This window comes from Enterococcus sp. DIV1224 (assembly GCF_050555455.1).
GTDB classification, from domain to species: domain Bacteria; phylum Bacillota; class Bacilli; order Lactobacillales; family Enterococcaceae; genus Enterococcus_B; species Enterococcus_B lactis.
In genome coordinates, this window is record NZ_CP187859.1 from 878,174 (window position 1) to 895,789 (window position 17,616).

Genomic DNA, 17,616 nt, shown 5'->3' on the forward strand with positions numbered 1-17,616 from the left:
TGATATAATCAGGTGAGGTGAAGGAATGTGAAAGAGATCCAATCAGCAAAAAATCCAAGAATCAAAGAATTAAAAAAACTACATAAAAAGAAATACAGAGAAGAAAAGGCAGAATATCTTTTGGAAGGGTTCCATCTGATCGAAGAAGCTGCGTCGTCTGATGCAGAAATAAAAGAACTTTTTGTGACACAGAGAGGTATGAAAGAATGGGGAGACTGGCTGGCTGTAAACAAAGAGATTTCTACTTTTCTAGTTTCAGATGAGGTCATGACCGCTATGTCAGATCTACCTACACCGCAAGGGATCTTAGCAGTGATGACGTTAACATCTGAAGATACGCCAGATTTTTCAGGAGGCTGGCTTTTACTAGATAATGTACAGGATCCTGGAAATGTGGGAACGATGATCCGTACGGCAGATGCGTTTGGTATGGCTGGTGTTTTATTAGGTAAAGGAACGGCAGATATTTATAGTACAAAGGTGCTGCGAAGCATGCAGGGAAGCAATTATCATTTGCCTGTGTTACAAAAAGATTTGGCAGATGTAATCCCTGTAATGAAAGGCAAAGGGTTTACGGTGTACGGTACAGAATTAAATGAAGAAGCACATGCATTAGACAAAGTAGAAAAAACAGAGGATTTCGCTATAATCATGGGAAATGAAGGTCAGGGAGTCAGTCAGGAAATCTTGTCTTTGACTGATCAGAACGTATATATCCCAATGAAAGGAAATGCGGAATCATTGAATGTCGGAGTCGCAGCAGGGATCGTTCTTTATCATTTTTCTTTATGATTAAGGAACTATTAAGCTTTAGCTATTTTATCTAGAGCGACTAGAATAATCCGAACACTGGTGGTATACTTAGATCAATTTCAGAAGAAAATGAAATTCAAAAAGGTGGCAGATCGATAATTATGACAGAAAAATGGCGTGAAGACGAAGAATATATGTCTTATGTACAAGATCTTTTAGAAACAGAAGCAGTGAAAAAATTAGCAAATTACACACAGCATGTTCATTCCACTCGTTTGGAGCATTCCATCAGTGTTTCTTACTATAGTTATCTGCTCGCAAAAAAATGGGGTGGCAATGCTAAAGCAACAGCGCGTGCTGGACTTTTGCATGATCTGTTCTACTATGATTGGCGTACGACGAAATTTGACGAGGGAACACATGCGTATATCCATCCAAGAATTGCTGTAAAGAATGCAGAAAAAATCACCGATTTGTCGGATCTTGAGCGAGATATCATTTTGAAGCACATGTGGGGTGCAACGATCGCACCGCCTAAGTATAAAGAAGGATATATTGTGACATTCGTGGACAAATACTGCGCAGTCAAAGAAGCGGCTCAGCCCATGTCTGCAAGTATGCGTAAGAGATGGCAACGTTACTTTGGGAAAGAATCCTCGATTTAAAAAGTAAAACCAATAATAATAGACTATATTCCGAGAAAATTTGGCTGATTTTCTCGGTTTTTTCTGTTTGCAGTTGACTATCTGTTCAAGATACGGTTTACTTTTATTTATCGAATGAATCATGTACATAGAAGAATAAGCATTAAAGGGGGTGATGATAAGATGCAAAACGTATCTTATTTAAAAGAGTCCGGGATCTTCAGGTAACACATACTTTGCAGAAGATCACTTTTTTCTACAAAGTATGCACTTTGGTTAGAAGAAAGGACTTTAAAATCATGGAACAAACAATAAAACCATACCAATATTTTTTTATAAAAAGAGAAGTAGAACAGTTATTAAATGCGTACTCATCTGTCAATGATCCAAAAACGGTACAAACAGTTCAGGCACTAGCAGCTGAAAAGATTCGAGACATATTAAATCACGAACTGCCAGAAATCGATACATTTTTAACGACAGTTTTAGACGTAAAACTGACAAAAGCGCAAGCAGAAAGAGCATTGGAGAAGCTGAAGCAAATCGTTCAGCCGTTTATGCAGCCTAGCAAACTACAAATCGAGAAATTATTCCGAAAAGTGAAAAAACTCAAACAACCAGCTTGGAATGAAATCGACTTGCAAGAACATACGTACATCGGCTGGAATGATCCAGGTACGCAGAAAAAATTCATGGTCTATTACGAAGATGAAAAATTAAAAGGGATTAGCGGTACTTTATCACCAACGATAAATAAGGGAATCTGTGCAATCTGTCAGAAAACATCGAATGTTTCGCTTTTTCTTTCTACAACGAAGGCAGGTTCTGATGGCACGTATACGAAAAAGGGGAATTATATTTGTCATGATAGTGACCAATGTAATCAACAGTTAACGAAATTGGCTCCTTTCTATGAATTTGCTGGACGTGTAAAGAAAGAACGATAATTTTATTGTTTTTTACAGAAAAATATGCTATCTTTTAATGGAAGTGAATAGGTGATGGTGTTCGCCTTTAAATGCTAACGAAAGATAGCTAATGACGCCTACTAAAGTCTGGGGACAGCCCCTTTCTTTAGTAGGCGTTTTTTTATTGAGGAGGAATTTTTTATGGAAAAACAATTACCGAGTCCAGTGCGCATTTTAGTGTACATGCTGAAGTGGCTGGTGATCACAGCGATTCTCGGTATATTCATGGGGAGCTTGTCTGCTTTTTTCTTAAATAGCCTGACAGTTGTGACAGATATCCGACTATCACATCCTTGGCTCCTTTATCTACTACCAGTTAGTGGTGCGCTTTTTGCTTATCTCTATGCGTATCACGGCGGACTTTCTAGTCGTGGAAACAACTTAGTGATCGATCAAGGAAATGGTGGAGAAGAAAAAATCCCGTTGCGACTTATTCCACTTACACTGTTTGGAACCATAACTACCCATTTATTTGGGGGATCTGTTGGTCGTGAAGGAACAGCAGTTCAAATGGGGGGAGCATTAGCTGATAATATAGCGCATTTATTCCGATTGGATAAAGCAGAACGGGAGATTTTGGTTATCAGTGGAATCAGTGCGGGTTTTAGTTCTGTATTTGGCACACCTTTAGCTGGAACATTATTTGGATTAGAAGTGTTGGCAATCGGTAAAGTCCGAACAGAAGCAATATTTCCTAGCTTCTTTGCTGCGCTTTTTGCAAATTTCATGACAGAAAGCTATGGTGTTTCTCATCTACATTACCAAATGGGTGTGATTCCTGAATGGAGTATGTTGCTGTTCTTCAAAGTTTTTGTTGCTGGGATTGCTTTTGGTTTGATTGGTTGGGTATTCAGCCGTTCGATCGTCTTTTTAAAAGCGCGGTATGCGCAATGGATTCCTCATCCTGTTTGGCGAAATACGATAGGTGGAGCAGTAGTTGTAGCCGCAGCGTTGATTTTGCAAACACAACGTTACCTTGGGTTGAGTCTTCCGTTACTGCAGGAATCATTTAATGGACAGGCACATGCTTATGATTTTATTGGGAAATTATTCTTCACGGTCTTGTCTTTAGGTGCGGGGTACCAAGGGGGAGAAGTGACACCACTATTTGAGATTGGTGCAACGCTTGGCGCAGTACTAGCGCCTTTGCTCCATGTTTCTGTTCCTTTTCTTGCTGGATTAGGTTTTATCGGGGTATTTTCTGGTGCGACAAATACACCGATTGCCTGTTTTGTGATGGGAATCGAATTATTTGGTTCACAAGCTGCTGCTTACTTCTTTATGATCTGCTTGATCAGCTTTATGTGTTCAGGAAACAGCGGTATTTATTCTGCACAGCAAGTAGCCGTCAAAAAAGGAATACTATTCTTGCCAATCGTCAAGAGAATAAAAGAAAAAAACAAGGTGTGACATATGTTTTGTCACACCTTGTTTTTTTAGAAAAGTAAAGTGATCAGTGATAAGAATGCGGAACCTGCGAAAAGCAATCCGCAAATGATCATATGTCTTTTTTTGTTCATCATCAAGATGGCGATGTATTCTCTTAAAAACGCGTTAGGCAAGTAATAGAAAGCTGTTTTTGCCCCAATGCCATTTGCCTTCAGTTTCGCTTGTCGTGCATAGAGACCAGCTCTGAAAATGTGGTAATTGTTGGAACTGAAGATCGCGCGATAGGGACCTTTCATTTGCTGATCCATGATTTCCTTTGAATAGCGCATATTCTCCAAAGTGGTTGTCGAATTGGTTTCGACAAGAATATCTCTTTCAGGAATTCCTTGTTCCATGGCATATTGTTTCATCGCCATTGCTTCTGGTACTTTTTCGTCTGCTCCCTGTCCACCCGACATTAATAGGATAGGCGGATTTAATGTCGCACGGCTTTGTGCCCAATAAAAAGCAATCGCCTTATTGATTCGCTTGGCAAGAAGAGGAGAAACTGTTTCTCCATTGATCAACCCGGCGCCTAACACAACGATGAAGTCTTGGTTGTATCGAGGGCGGTTGAACTGATACAAGAATGAGACAGTCAAAAAGTTGTAGAATACGATAAATAGATAGATCAAGATCAATGGGATGCAGAAAAACAAAGCATTTATCCATTGTGGTAAATATTTTAACAAGAAAAAGTCAAAAACAAGAAACAATGTAAGAAAAATGGCTAGTATCAACGTTAAAAGATTAGCTAATGAATGCGATTCTCTACGTAAAACTGTGACACCGTTCCAAAAAAGAAAAACGATCAATCCATAAATGCCGAATAGAAAGACAAGCAGTAACGGGATCGTGATCAAGGCAATCAGTCCGCCAAGAAAAATATTTTGTGTTTCGTATAGCAAGACAAACAAGTAGATACCAAAACTAATGAGGAAAATATTGAATAAAAGACCATTCAACAGCCTTCGCTTTTCTGAAAAATAGGAAAAGGCAAAGATACTGAAAAACACTAAGGGAATCAAAAAATAAAAGGTCGAATAAAAAATTTCCAACACGACAAAATAAGTCAAGATTACCGCAAACGTCCATGTACTGCTGTAAAAGAACAAGGAAGGATCCTTTTTCTGTTTTCGCCAATAAACGATGGAGAATACCCCAATAAGATAGAGAACCAAAAAAATCAGATCTCTGGTTAGATTCATAAATTCAACTCCTTTTTCTTATACAGTATAACGAAAATAGATGAAAAAAGCTGTTATTTAAACTAGAAAAAACAAAAAAACATCTTCCACATGGAAAGATGCTTTTTTCTTTTTGTTCAATTAAAACAAGTTACCGAAAAATTCTGCGACGCGTCGCCAGCCAATAACGAAAATATTTGCTTTTTCTACGGTTTTATCCGTGATGATTTCTGTGGATGGCGCGTTGTTGTCTTCAAGATAACCTAATTTATCTTCTGCCAAGGTGATCGTTGCGGTACCGATTTTTGTTCCTTTATCCATAGGTGCTTGGATCTCATTGTCAGTTACTTGTTTTTTGTCAAGAGTTGGTGTGATTGTTAATTTTCCAGTATCCATATCGTTCCGTACCCATACTTTTACAGGACTTTTAAGCACAACGGGCACTGTTGATTCTTTTCCGTCTTTTACATCAATGGTTTTTAGACTAGGGATACTTGCATTGGCTTTTCCAAGCTCTTTTTCTGACCAATTGTCGTAGCAATAATCCATTAAGCGAGCTGTTTCATTGAAACGGGCACTTGGGTTTTCCGCATGGCCGTCTGCATTCAATACGACAGTGATGATTCGTTGATCGTTTTTAGTGATCGTACCGACGAAACAGGCTCCTGCAAGTTCAGTCGTACCAGTTTTTAATCCGTCCACGCCTTCTTTATAATTCACGAATCCTGGGAGCATCCAGTTCCAGTTGACCATTTCTACTGGTGATTGCGTGTTTTCGCCAAACATTTGTGTCGTAGTGCTAGATACATCCAGTATTTCTGGAAAATCCAAGATCAAATGACGGGCAACGATAGCCACATCTTGAGCAGACATTTGATTTTCGTCGTTTTCTCCAGTACCTTCTGGTCGGTTTTCGCCAAGATAAGAGTTATTCAGTCCTGATGCATTAACGATCGTTGCATCTTTGATACCCCAATCTTTCAATTGTTCTTTCATTCGTTCAGTGAATTTTGCTTCGCTGCCAGAGATTTTTTCTGCCAAGGCAACCATTGAAGCGTTGGCTGACTGGATGATTGCAGAGTCGAATAATTCTTTAACGGTGTAGGTGTTTTCTTTATGCAAAGGAACATTTGATAAATCTGGGGTGACACTCAAATTTTCTGCATAATCTGAAATTGAAACTTTATCATCCCATGATAGTTTCCCTTCTTTTACTTGATCAAGGACGATGTAAAGACCGATGATTTTTGTGATTGAAGCGATCCCCATGGTTTTTTCTCCATCTTGATCATAAAGAATCTTACCGCTTTGCGCATCTACAGCAAAGGCTGCTTTTGCATTTACTTTGAAAGTATCTTCAGCTTGCACAGCAACAGCTGGTAGAAAAGAAGCAAGGCAAAGAATGAGACTAGCCAATAATAGGACTAGACGTGTTTTTTTTATGGACATATCCGATCTCCTTGTATTTAATTTGTTTCGCTACAAATTAAAATTTTATCAGAGAGGGAAGAGAGTTTCAATGTTTCTGAAAAAAACTTTAGGATAAGAACGCGCGTTATGAAAAGGTTAGCGGTCATTTTTTCGTACTTTTATAGGAACAGGCTGTGTTTCCGCCTCTAATAAGCGGGAAGCGCTGAAAGCAAACAAGCTGATGATACTTAATAAACTAAAAATCATAATCAAATGCATAAGGTCCACCTCTTTTATTCTTTTTCTTAGTCTAACAGCCTTTCATGAAGAATAGTTGAAGACTATGCCCAAATAATTGAGGAAATTATGAAGATAACTTAAAAAAATTGCTAAATACCCAACTAAAGAAACCGTTTTATTTTTTTAGATACGTTTTATTGTATGGAAAAATAGTGTTGTGGTAGACTTTAGATAGACACAAAGGAATGATTTTTTTAGGAGGGGTACGTTTATGGCAAAAAAGGATAAAGAACTACTGTCACAATTGACTTCAGAAGGCGCTAAAGGACCGTTCGTCACGATCATGCTGAATACGCATGTCGCACATCAAGATGTGGAAAAAGATCAAATCAAATTCAAAAATTTTGCAAAAGAAGCAAAGAAACGTTTTGAAAAAAAATATTCCGAGCATGACTGGTCCCCGTTCCAAGAAAAAATTGAAAATTTGTTAGGAGATCCTTCGTTTTGGCGTAGTGCAACTACGAGTGTAGCGGTCATTATAACTGCTGATCAAACCTATATCCATCGTTTGAGTATCCCGGTAGACGATCAATATTATGTAAGTGATCTTCCTTATTTACTGGCCATTATCAAAAATGGACAGTTCAACTATTCCTATTATCTGTTGGGATTGAACCGCGACTCCATGAAATTGTATGAAGTCAGCAACAAACAAGTAAAAGAAGTGTCTCTACCTGAAGGGGCACCGGTCGATGTTGTTACTGCATTGGGATCTGAACTGACAGGTGGCGGTTTGAACTTCTCTTCTAATGGAGGGGGCGGTGCCCGAGATGGCGTTACTTTCCATGGCGTGAATCCAAAAGATGAAGAAGTAGAGATCGATTGGGTCAACTATTACCAAGCAGTTGATACGTACTTGAAGGATTCTTTCGAAAATCCTGAACAATGGCCGATTTATTTATTCGCTCTACCAGAAAATCAGACGATGTTCAAAAAAATCGCCAAAAATCCTTACTATTGTGCAGACGTTGCGATTTCTGCTTCTCCAGCACAACTATCCTTTAGAGATATCGAAGAAGGAGCGAAGAAGCTGTCAAATGAACTAGCAGCCCAAGAATCAAAAGAGTACAATAAACTTTTAGATAAGAAATTCATCGATCAGTTAGTTGATATCGTTCCAGCTGCGAAAGAAGGAAAAGTATCCCATTTGTTTATCGCTACGTCAAACTTAGCTGATGGTTTCGGAGAAGATCCTGAAACAGAATATGATCGGCGTCAAGTGCTGAATGCTTTGGCAGACGATGTAATTATTAATGGTGGGAAAGTGTTTATTTTGGATCAAAAAGATGCACCAGATGAAAAGAGTCTGACAGCGATTCTTCGTTATTAAAGAGGTTGTGAAATCAGTGTTTTGACCTGAGTATTAGAGAGGAAAAGCTGTTCTGCCTGTTCTGCATCAAGAAATAAGAAGAGATTTACAAAAATTATTTCTCAAATTTTTGTGAAATTTCGGCTTATTTCCGAAGAAGCTACTTCCGGAACACCGTTTAAAGGAGAGGTCGTGACATCGTCACGACCTCTTTTTTGACGATTATGATACAAAAAACACCATTTATGAATGAAATGCAAATAACGGTCGTTCTTGAGATATGATTTTAATTGGGAAAAACTTATCGATAAGGAGGTCTTTATGAAAAAAAGACTGTTATGGTGTTTGCTGTCTCTATCCCTAAGTTTAACAAGTCAACCAGTTTTTGCAGAAGAAACACAGCGTTCTCTAAGCACAGGCGCACGTATGTACAAAAATATTTATGCGCAGACATCAGCATTTGATTCTGCGTTCCCTGAAACAGAAGAACGGGCTTTGCAGCCAAGATTTGGTTATTTTTGGTATTGTCCGTCATGTGATTACGAAAGCTGCTGGCATTTCTTCCATTCAACAGCTGCAGCTTTTGCTGTTACCCATGCTCAGAAATATGATGGGCATCATCCTGTCATTTATGAGGTATAGGTATGAACAAAAAAGAAAAATTAATCTCGTTGATCGTATTGGTTTGTCTTGTTCTTCTGGTCACTGTCATAGGCTATCAGAAATACCATGAGAACATCAGACCTACTAAAGAGTCTTCCCCATCCTCAACCGTTGAAACAGAAACAATAAATAGTCAGACAGAATAATTTTTTTAGTTTAAAGAGGTGCAAAGGATCGAAAGAGGGGTATCTGAACAATAAAACATTTGTCATTAAGAAAGTTCGGTTTTTCACTTGATGTAATCGCTGAGAAAACATTTTTTTATAAAAAAATATCGAAAAACTCTAGCGTTTTTGTAAACGGTATGATATACTGTAGAAGTAGTTTTTGTTCGGTAATCTGTGGTAGCTTGTTTCAAATAAACATCTTCCAGATATACACCATTCAAGTAATTGCAAAATATGTGTTGAAACACAAGGAGGATTTTTATTATGGAAACAGGTACAGTAAAATGGTTTAACTCAGAAAAAGGATTTGGATTCATCACTGCAGAAAACGGAAACGATGTATTCGTTCATTTCTCAGCTATCCAAGGCGACGGATTCAAAACTTTAGAAGAAGGCCAAGCAGTAACTTTCGATGTTGAAGAAGGTCAACGCGGACCTCAAGCAACAAACGTTACTAAAGCTTAATTTACCTATATTAAAAATAAAAGTCCAGACATTTATGTGTCTGGGCTTTTTTGTCTTTTTTTCCTTAAAAAGCGATGAGAGTATTTTTCTGCACTTTGTAGTATAATTTCAAAAGAACATTAGAGGCAGGAGAAGAGGAAGATATTTTGAAACCAAGAACTTATGCAGTCGTTGATATCGAGACGACTGGGACGAATCCAAAAGAAGATCGGATCATCCAATTTGGCTGCGTCATGATTGAAGCTGGTCGGATCACTTCACGTTTTTCGATCGATATTCATCCAGGGCGGAAGATTTCAAAACAAATCCAGCATTTAACAGGGATCACGAATCAACGCGTCCAAAAAGCGCCTTATTTTGAAGATGTCGCCCAAACGATTTACAATCTTTTGGCAGACACCATATTTGTCGCGCATAATATTTATTTTGATTATAATTTTTTGAACCATGAACTCATGCGATGCGGACTTCCTAGTTTGAAGATACCGGGCATCGATACCGTAGAACTTGCACAAATTTTCTTGCCGACGGAACCAAGTTTTCGCTTAGCTGATTTGTCAGAAAGCCTTGGCTTTATTCATGAGAATCCTCATCAGGCGGATAGTGATGCCGAAGTGACAGGTCAGCTTCTTTTACTGATCGAAGAACGAATGAGGAAATTGCCGATCATCACATTAGAGCAGATTGCACGATTAAGTAGCCATACAGGAATGGATACGAGTCGTTTCATTTACCACGTGCTTGAAGAAATGAAAGAAAACCCGGAGCCCCTTGATCTCTCATTAGAAATCATCGATGGGCTAGCTTTGCAGAAAAAAGAAGTGGAGCTATTCACATCCGTCCATTATGGCGAGCGGACATATCCAAGAAAAAAACAAGAAAAAGAAAAAATGTTTGGTAAAACACTGATGTATCGAAAAGAACAGAACAGGCTGATGAATGCTGTCTACGATCATTTCACAAAAGATGAATCAAAAGATTTGATGATCGAAGCAGCTACAGGAATGGGCAAAACGATTGGTTATCTGTTGCCTTTGAGTTATTTGGCTACACCTGAAAAACCAGCTGTCATCAGCACCGTTTCGCTTGTTTTGCAGCAGCAGATCATGGAAAAAGACATTCCATTACTGAATCAATTGCTAGATCAGCCGATACAACCTGTGATTATCAAAAGCTATCGCCACTATATTGATTTACAGCGTTTTAAAGGTACACTTGTGGAACCGCCGGGACAAAAACAATATGCTTTGTACCAAATGGCTGTCTTAGTTTGGCTAACACAAACGAAGACCGGTGATTTGGATGAATTACATTTAACCAATCTGAACCATGCATTCTTTGCAGATGTCGCGCACAGAGGCACTGGGTTTTTAGCAAGGAATCAGTCGTTTTACAAACAAGACTTTGTGCGTTTCTTGCAAAAGAAAATCAAACAAAGCAATTTTTTGATAGTCAACCATGCATTTTTAGTACAAGAAACACAGCGAAAAGAACCATTGCTTCCAGCTAGTCCTTATTTGTTGATTGATGAAGTGCATCATTTGCCGGAAATTGCTGAAAAAGTAAATGACAAACGACTAAGTATTAACTACTTCCATAAACAAATCCAGCAACTGGAAGAGCCGAATCAGTTATTTGACCGCATACAAAGTTATTTGCCGAAGGAACATGAAGCCTTGCGCTGGTTGTCGATTTATCGAGAAGAACTCTCTGCACTATGCGAAGCGCAGATTTGTGTGGCAGAGGGATTAATGAACTTAGTAAGCAGCAAGCAGCCTAACGGACAATATCCAGAAGAAGTCATGATGACAAAAGAAATGTTGGATCAGCTGCCACTGGAATCTGGAACAGCAATGGATCATCTGCAACTTTTTTATCAAGAGATCCAACAACTACAATCACAGATGCGCTTGACTTTTGAGATTATCCAAGAAAGTTGGACCAACCAGATGCGGATCGATTTAGCAAGTTTATATAGCTTATTTGATCAATTAGACAAGCAATACTTGCTGATGGACCAATGGCTAGAAGACTGGCGAGATCATTTGATCCATTGGTTCGTTCCCGGGAATACAGCACAGCAGATGATTTTTCATCTCCATGATTTTCAAGCAGCTATGTTGCCGTCAACTGTGTGGTATCCTCGATATGACCATATTCTTTATATTGGAGGAACACTGAAGATCGGACCTAATCGACAGTATCTCTCTAAACGACTTGGCATTGAAGCAGCACCTCTTAAAGTGATTGCTTCTCCTTATGATTACGAGAAACAGGCAAGAATCTATGTGCCGAAAGAAGCACCTGCAGTCCATCAAGTCAGCAATCAAGCATATATCGATTATTTAGAAGCAGCACTCACAGGATTGATTGAACAAGAAGATCGGCCGATCCTTGTTTTATTCACTTCTCATGATGTTTTACAAAAGATATATCAGAAAATGCATTTGTCTATGCTAGAAAAAGGACGTGAAATTCTTGCTCAAGGATTTGGCGGAAGTCGGGAAAAACTTTTGAAACGCTTCATTTTGTCAGAAAAAAGCGTCTTATTTGGTGCTGACAGCTTTTGGGAAGGTGTAGATTTACCTGGAGATGCTTTGCAGATTGTTGTAGTCACACGTTTACCCTTCGACAACCCGTTACGTCCGATGGTCAAAGCTAGGAATGCTTATCTGGAATCAGAGGGGATCAATCCTTTTTATCAGGAATCCGTGCCTAAAGCAGCTTTGAAGTTACGCCAAGCATTAGGCCGTTTGATAAGGACGGAGACAGATCGTGGCGTATTACTTATTTTGGATCGGAGATTAGTCACTGCAAAATATGGTGCACGAATCATCCATGCATTACCGAAAAAAGTACCGATAAAAGAGCTAGCTATGGATGAAATCTATCAGGATATCCATGAATTCTTAAAGAAAAATGAAGAAGGAAGTTAAAGGTGCCGTCTTTTTTCATCATTAAAATCTGCTATAATGAAAAGGAATGAAGATAAAGGAGCGACGACCCTTGAAGAAAAAACAGACAAAGGAAAAAACGATTAATCGCGTATTGCTTGGCTTGATCGTATTTTTATTAGCGGTCATCGTGATCAGCTCGATTTTTTACTTGCGTTCCAGTCGTCCGGCGGTCCAGGCGAAAAAAGAAGCAGTAGAAATCGCAAAGAAATATGCAAATCTCGAGGAAGCCGATCATTTTTACTGGTTTACTCGAAAGAAAACGTACTTTTCATTGACGGGTACGAATGATAAAGGAAAAGAAATCGCCGTTATCATTCCTAAATCTGGTGAAAAAGTAAAAGTATTGGATCAAACGAAGGGATTGACTGAAAACGAAGCGAAACAAACAATTGCTGCAGCTCATCCTGAAATCCAAATCGAAAAAGCAGCTTTAGGAATGTACGATGATCAGCCTGTATGGGAAGTAGTAGGAAAAGAAACAAATGGAAAATTGAATTATTACCTGATTGGTTTTGAATCAGGAGATGAAGTCAAGACAATCAAGGGAATTTAATAGATAAAGGAATGAATGGGATGGAGTTATCAAAAAGAACGAAACGATTAGAACCATCTGTTACTTTGGCAGCTGCGGCAAAAGCCAAGGCGTTAAAAGCAAAAGGAAGAGATGTGCTGAGTTTGACTGTGGGAGAACCGGATTTTGCGACACCAGAAAACATCCAAGAAGCAGCGATCGAAGCAATCCGCAACGGAAAAGCTAGCTATTATACACCAACAGCAGGAATCCCAGAACTTCGGCAGGCGATCGTTGATTATCTGAAGAAAAATGATGGACTTGTCTATGAATCTTCACAAACGGTCGTAACAGATGGCGCGAAATTTGCTTTGTATACACTTTTTCAAACAATCTTGGACCCGCAAGATGAAGTCATCATTCCTGTGCCTTATTGGGTCAGTTACGGCGAGCAAGTGAAACTGGCAGAAGGCCTGCCTGTCTTTGTGAAAGGGAAAGAATCTAATAACTGGAAAGTTACTGTTGAACAGTTAGAACAAGCACGTTCAGGAAAAACAAAAGCCGTGATCATCAATTCGCCATCGAATCCGACTGGAATGATTTATAGCAAGAATGAACTGCAGGCAATTGGTGAATGGGCAGTAAAAAATGATATTTTGATAGTTGCTGATGATATTTATGGTCGTTTAGTTTATAATGGCAATGAGTTTACTCCAATTGCAACGATTTCAGAAGCAATCAAAAATCAGACCATCATCATCAATGGCGTGTCTAAGACCTATGCGATGACAGGCTGGCGCATCGGTTATGCGGTTGGGAATCCTGAAATTATCAATGGAATGATCGCTGTTGCTTCCCAATCAACTAGCAATCCGACAGCAGTCAGTCAATATGCAGCTGTTGAAGCATTGAAAGGTGAGCAAGATACAGTGGAAGAAATGCGGAACGCCTTTGAAGAACGCCTGAATACGTTATATCCGCTTGTGGCAGAACTGCCAGGTGTTTCTCTTGAAAAGCCGCAAGGAGCTTTTTATCTTTTTCCTAATGTAAAAGAAACGCTACGCATGTGTAAGTATGAGAATGTCACACAATGGGTAGAAGATCTTTTAGAAGAAACAGGGGTAGCACTTGTGACTGGCGAAGGCTTTGGGGCACCAGAGAATGTCCGCATGAGTTATGCGACTGATCGTGCTACGTTAGAAGAAGCGGTACGCAGAATCAAGCAATTTATTGAGAGTAAAAGTCAAAATTAATCCTGAAGAAATTCAAGGAATATAAAAGGAGAGTCATACGTGGAACAAATTCAAATCATCGATTCGAAAAACCATGTGGGAGAAACAGTAACAATCGGCGCTTGGGTCGCAAATAAACGATCAAGCGGAAAAATCGCATTTTTACAATTAAGGGACGGAACAGCCTTCTTCCAAGGGGTAGTGGTAAAAAGCGAAGTGCCAGAAGAAGTTTTCCAAACAGCTAAAAATCTGCACCAAGAAACATCTGTGCTAGTAACTGGAGAAATCCGTGAAGACAGCCGTTCAAAATTCGGTTATGAAATCGGGATTACAAATGTGGAAGTAGTAAGCGAGAGCCACGATTATCCGATCACACCAAAAGAACACGGAACAGATTTCTTGATGGATCATCGTCATTTATGGCTACGTTCTTCAAGACAACATGCGATCATGCAAATCAGAAATGAAATCATTCGTGCAACGTATGAATTCTTTAATCAACATCATTTTGTCAAAATCGATCCGCCAATCTTGACTGGTTCAGCACCAGAAGGCACAACGGATCTATTCGAAACAAACTACTTTGATCAAAAAGCCTATTTATCTCAAAGTGGCCAATTATATATGGAAGCTGCTGCTATGGCTTTCGGAAAAGTCTTTTCATTCGGTCCGACTTTCCGTGCTGAAAAATCAAAGACACGCCGTCACTTGATTGAATTCTGGATGATCGAACCAGAAATGGCCTTCACTCACCAAGAAGAAAGTTTAGAAGTACAGGAGCAATATGTAGCCTTCTTAGTACAAAATGTTTTAGATCATTGCGAATACGCATTGGATGTACTAGGACGAGACAAAGAAGTCTTAAAAACTTATACAAAATTGCCATTCCCTCGTATTACTTACGATGATGCAATCGAATTACTGAAGAAAAATGGATTTGATGACATCGAATGGGGCGAAGATTTTGGTTCACCTCATGAAACGTTCATTGCAAATTCATTCGAACAACCTGTCTTTATCCTAAACTATCCAAAAGCCATCAAGCCATTCTACATGAAACCACATCCAACAAGAGAAGACGTGGTGATCTGTGCAGATATGATCGCACCAGAAGGCTACGGTGAAATCATTGGCGGAAGCGAACGGGCAACGGACTATGATTTCTTGTTAGAACAAATCCGTAATCACGGTTTGGATGAAAAAGAATATTCATGGTACCTTGATTTACGTAAATACGGTTCTGTTCCGCACTCTGGTTTTGGTCTAGGTCTTGAACGAACAGTCACTTGGATTGCTGGTATCGACCATGTGCGTGAAGCTATTCCATTCCCACGTTTGTTGAACCGAATTTATCCATAAGAAGTGATGAAAAAGCTGTTTAGTTTCGAGTATTAAGAAAAATTTTGTGAAAATGGCTTTCCACATTTTTGCATAAATTTGGCTTAATACCGAGAAACTGGCTTTTGAACACCGTTTATTCTAAAAAAGAACTGCGAACTCTCGCAGTTCTTTTTTAAAATACGGGATAAAGGAAGTTTCCAGCAGACAAGAGAAGAAAGCAAAAGAAATTGCTATTTGATTCACAAGGTTCTATAATGAAATCGCAATCAATCCAACATATACAAAGAAGGCGATTCAAATGGAGATCCGATTTGATGATGCTTCTGCTGCTGAAATAAAGCAGCATCTAGCACCTGAAAACAAACTAATATTAACATTCGAAGATGGAGTAGGTCCGTATTCTCAGCATGCAATGATCCACATGCAAGTTCAATTCACCCTTGGAATCATTGGATCAGATATGTCGACAGAAAGTTATGACCAATCTATCCCAAGCAATCTAGGAGAGATATTAGTAAAGGGATATTCGTTGGCAGACTTAGATGAGCATATGAATATACGTTTTGATGCTTCTCGTCATATTTTGAGTTTGACGGGCGACAGTGGGCTGATTGACGGAAACTTAGGTCTGATCGATTTCACTGAATCAAACAACGAAGGAATCAAGAAAAATCCGGCACGTTAAGAAAAAAGCATAAAAAACTAGGCACTTGCTGAGTATTCATCCAATCGTTTGAGGAAACTAGGCGGGTGTCTTTTTTTATACATCTATTTTCGCTTTCGTCTTGGTAGAGCTTATGGGATAATATAAAGAAGAAAATCGTCGTTTTATTCAAAAAGGAGTTTTTGACAAATGAAAACACGCGTGTTATTTATTGGTGACAGCATTACAGACGCAGGAAGAGACCGTTCAGAAGCAACGGATCTAGGTAAAGGGTATCCGCTTTTGATTGCCGGGAAACTAATCTCACAATATCCAACGATGGAATTTGAATGTATAAACCGTGGGATAGGAGGAGACAAAATTGCAGATCTGCAAGCACGCTGGCAAAAAGATTGTTTAGCTCTGCAACCTGATTATGTATCGATTTTGATTGGAATCAATGATACGTGGCATAATACTGGAGATCAAGCTATATTCGGCACTGAGAAATCTGTGCAGCAATTTGAATCCGTTTATCGAGAGTTACTAAATGAACTTCAAGCAGCTGGAATCTGCAATATCGTCTTAATGGAGCCTTTTGTACTTCCTGTGACAAATGATCGTTATGGGTGGCGCAAAGACTTAGACCCTAAGATCCAAACCGTTCGTAAACTCGCAAAAGAATATGGCACATTGCTGATTCCTTTAGATGGGATATTCAATGCTTTAGGAATCGCTTATGGTTTTTCGAAATATACAAAAGAAGATGGCGTGCATCCAACGATTGGCGGACACGAGATTATTGCACAAAGTTGGATAGATGCGATTTCCGCAGTTGATTTTTTTAGTGGAAATAAAAATGAACGAAAGAAAAGGGAGAAATGATGGAAATACGAAGGGCAGTAAAAGAAGATCTCCCTCAAATCAATCAGCTGATTACTGATCATCCAGAATCATTCGTAAAAGTAAAAACGGCAGCTGAACTACATGATAGGAATAAACTATTGATCGTTGCTGTAACAAAAGAAAACCGGATCATCGGTTTTGCGCAAGCAGATGAACAGCAATCAGAAGAACGGGTGGATCAGCGACCAGCAGGAAAACTAATCCAACACACATTAGTAACAAAAGAAAAAACGGAAGAAATCCAAAAAAGATTTGCGGAATACTTGATGCTGGAAGCTAAAAAACGAAAAATCAAATCGTTTTTTGTCCAGTTCTAGTTCTAATTAAAAACAGTAATAAAAGGAGAAATACAATGAGTTGTTTAGGAAATGTCATCTGGTTCATATTTGGCGGACTAATTGGGGGTCTTAGCTGGTTAGCAGCAGGGGTACTTTGGTGTATCACGATCATTGGTATCCCTATCGGTATGCAGTGTTTTAAAATCGCCTCCCTTTCTTTTGCGCCTTTTGGCAAAGAAGTAATTTACCACCAGTCCGGCATGTCATTGATTGTCAACATCATCTGGCTGATCGTTTCAGGTCTCCCAATTGCTCTTGGACATGTCGTCAGCGGCATCCTTCTATGTATCACGATTATAGGGATACCATTTGCAAAGCAATCTTTCAAACTTGCTCGATTGGCGTTGATGCCATTTGGTGCAGAGATTATATAAGTCAGGATGTTCTAAAAGAG

18 protein-coding genes and 1 riboswitch are annotated in these 17,616 nt (G+C 39.1%); of the genes, 15 read left to right on the plus strand and 3 right to left on the minus strand.

The annotated features are described in order from the left end of the window. The first annotated feature begins 27 nt into the window (after nt 1–27). The 4 genes from IGK53_RS04155 to IGK53_RS04170 all read left to right on the plus strand — a co-directional run bounded on the left by IGK53_RS04155 (nt 28) and on the right by IGK53_RS04170 (nt 3,775). Nucleotides 28–792 carry a TrmH family RNA methyltransferase gene (locus tag IGK53_RS04155; RefSeq protein ID WP_002327792.1) on the plus strand — a complete coding sequence of 255 codons (765 nt, stop codon included), beginning with the start codon at nt 28–30 and terminating at the stop codon, nt 790–792. A gap of 122 nt (nt 793–914) precedes the next feature. Next, entirely contained in the window at nt 915–1,418 is a 504-nt protein-coding gene (locus IGK53_RS04160) for an HD domain-containing protein (RefSeq protein WP_002289559.1), read from the plus strand. 278 nt (nt 1,419–1,696) lie between these two features. After that, entirely contained in the window at nt 1,697–2,344 is a 648-nt protein-coding gene (locus tag IGK53_RS04165) for a FusB/FusC family EF-G-binding protein (RefSeq protein ID WP_192190659.1), read from the plus strand. A 41-nt stretch (nt 2,345–2,385) separates the two neighbouring features. Beyond that, nucleotides 2,386–2,452, plus strand: a riboswitch (Fluoride riboswitch). 54 nt (nt 2,453–2,506) lie between these two features. Beyond that, nucleotides 2,507–3,775, plus strand: a complete 1,269-nt coding sequence (locus IGK53_RS04170; protein ID WP_192190658.1) for a voltage-gated chloride channel family protein — start codon at nt 2,507–2,509, stop codon at nt 3,773–3,775. Nucleotides 3,776–3,801: 26 nt separating this feature from the next. On the opposite strand, the gene IGK53_RS04175 is transcribed toward IGK53_RS04170, so the two are convergent. The 3 genes from IGK53_RS04175 to IGK53_RS04185 all read right to left on the minus strand — a co-directional run bounded on the left by IGK53_RS04175 (nt 3,802) and on the right by IGK53_RS04185 (nt 6,669). Beyond that, the gene (locus IGK53_RS04175) at nt 3,802–5,001 is read right to left on the minus strand and encodes a YdcF family protein (protein WP_002296299.1); all 1,200 of its coding nucleotides are present in this window, start codon (nt 4,999–5,001) and stop codon (nt 3,802–3,804) included. 120 nt (nt 5,002–5,121) lie between these two features. Next, nucleotides 5,122–6,429, minus strand: coding sequence for a serine hydrolase (locus tag IGK53_RS04180; RefSeq protein ID WP_002296298.1), 1,308 nt, complete (start codon nt 6,427–6,429; stop codon nt 5,122–5,124). A 117-nt stretch (nt 6,430–6,546) separates the two neighbouring features. Further along, nucleotides 6,547–6,669 (minus strand): hypothetical protein, encoded by a 123-nt coding sequence (locus IGK53_RS04185; protein ID WP_002294875.1) that lies wholly within the window; start codon nt 6,667–6,669, stop codon nt 6,547–6,549. 232 nt (nt 6,670–6,901) lie between these two features. On the opposite strand from IGK53_RS04185, the gene IGK53_RS04190 reads away from it, so the two are divergent. The 11 genes from IGK53_RS04190 to IGK53_RS04240 all read left to right on the plus strand — a co-directional run bounded on the left by IGK53_RS04190 (nt 6,902) and on the right by IGK53_RS04240 (nt 17,596). Next, the gene (locus IGK53_RS04190) at nt 6,902–8,020 is read left to right on the plus strand and encodes a hypothetical protein (RefSeq protein WP_002314732.1); all 1,119 of its coding nucleotides are present in this window, start codon (nt 6,902–6,904) and stop codon (nt 8,018–8,020) included. Between the two features lie 300 nt (nt 8,021–8,320). After that, the gene (locus IGK53_RS04195; RefSeq protein ID WP_002291761.1) at nt 8,321–8,641 is read left to right on the plus strand and encodes a hypothetical protein; all 321 of its coding nucleotides are present in this window, start codon (nt 8,321–8,323) and stop codon (nt 8,639–8,641) included. Between the two features lie 452 nt (nt 8,642–9,093). Then, nucleotides 9,094–9,294 carry a cold-shock protein gene (locus IGK53_RS04200; protein ID WP_002288762.1) on the plus strand — a complete coding sequence of 67 codons (201 nt, stop codon included), beginning with the start codon at nt 9,094–9,096 and terminating at the stop codon, nt 9,292–9,294. Nucleotides 9,295–9,440: 146 nt separating this feature from the next. Then, nucleotides 9,441–12,230, plus strand: a complete 2,790-nt coding sequence (locus IGK53_RS04205) for a helicase C-terminal domain-containing protein (RefSeq protein ID WP_002291765.1) — start codon at nt 9,441–9,443, stop codon at nt 12,228–12,230. 46 nt (nt 12,231–12,276) lie between these two features. Next, nucleotides 12,277–12,804 (plus strand): DUF5590 domain-containing protein, encoded by a 528-nt coding sequence (locus IGK53_RS04210; RefSeq protein ID WP_002348809.1) that lies wholly within the window; start codon nt 12,277–12,279, stop codon nt 12,802–12,804. Nucleotides 12,805–12,824: 20 nt separating this feature from the next. Then, the gene (locus IGK53_RS04215; protein WP_002291769.1) at nt 12,825–14,015 is read left to right on the plus strand and encodes a pyridoxal phosphate-dependent aminotransferase; all 1,191 of its coding nucleotides are present in this window, start codon (nt 12,825–12,827) and stop codon (nt 14,013–14,015) included. A 39-nt stretch (nt 14,016–14,054) separates the two neighbouring features. Beyond that, nucleotides 14,055–15,353: an asparagine--tRNA ligase gene (gene asnS / locus IGK53_RS04220; protein WP_002291771.1), complete on the plus strand. Its 1,299-nt coding sequence runs from the start codon at nt 14,055–14,057 to the stop codon at nt 15,351–15,353. A gap of 280 nt (nt 15,354–15,633) precedes the next feature. Then, nucleotides 15,634–16,020 carry an iron-sulfur cluster biosynthesis family protein gene (locus IGK53_RS04225; RefSeq protein WP_002291773.1) on the plus strand — a complete coding sequence of 129 codons (387 nt, stop codon included), beginning with the start codon at nt 15,634–15,636 and terminating at the stop codon, nt 16,018–16,020. Nucleotides 16,021–16,188: 168 nt separating this feature from the next. Next, nucleotides 16,189–16,863, plus strand: a complete 675-nt coding sequence (locus IGK53_RS04230) for an SGNH/GDSL hydrolase family protein (RefSeq protein WP_002291774.1) — start codon at nt 16,189–16,191, stop codon at nt 16,861–16,863. Further along, on the plus strand, nt 16,860–17,201 hold the full coding sequence (locus IGK53_RS04235; protein ID WP_002316395.1) for a hypothetical protein: 342 nt from the start codon (nt 16,860–16,862) through the stop codon (nt 17,199–17,201). The genes IGK53_RS04230 and IGK53_RS04235 overlap by 4 nt, the downstream gene beginning before the upstream one ends. Nucleotides 17,202–17,236: 35 nt before the next feature. Continuing rightward, entirely contained in the window at nt 17,237–17,596 is a 360-nt protein-coding gene (locus IGK53_RS04240) for a YccF domain-containing protein (protein ID WP_002291778.1), read from the plus strand. The last annotated feature ends 20 nt before the right edge of the window (nt 17,597–17,616 follow it).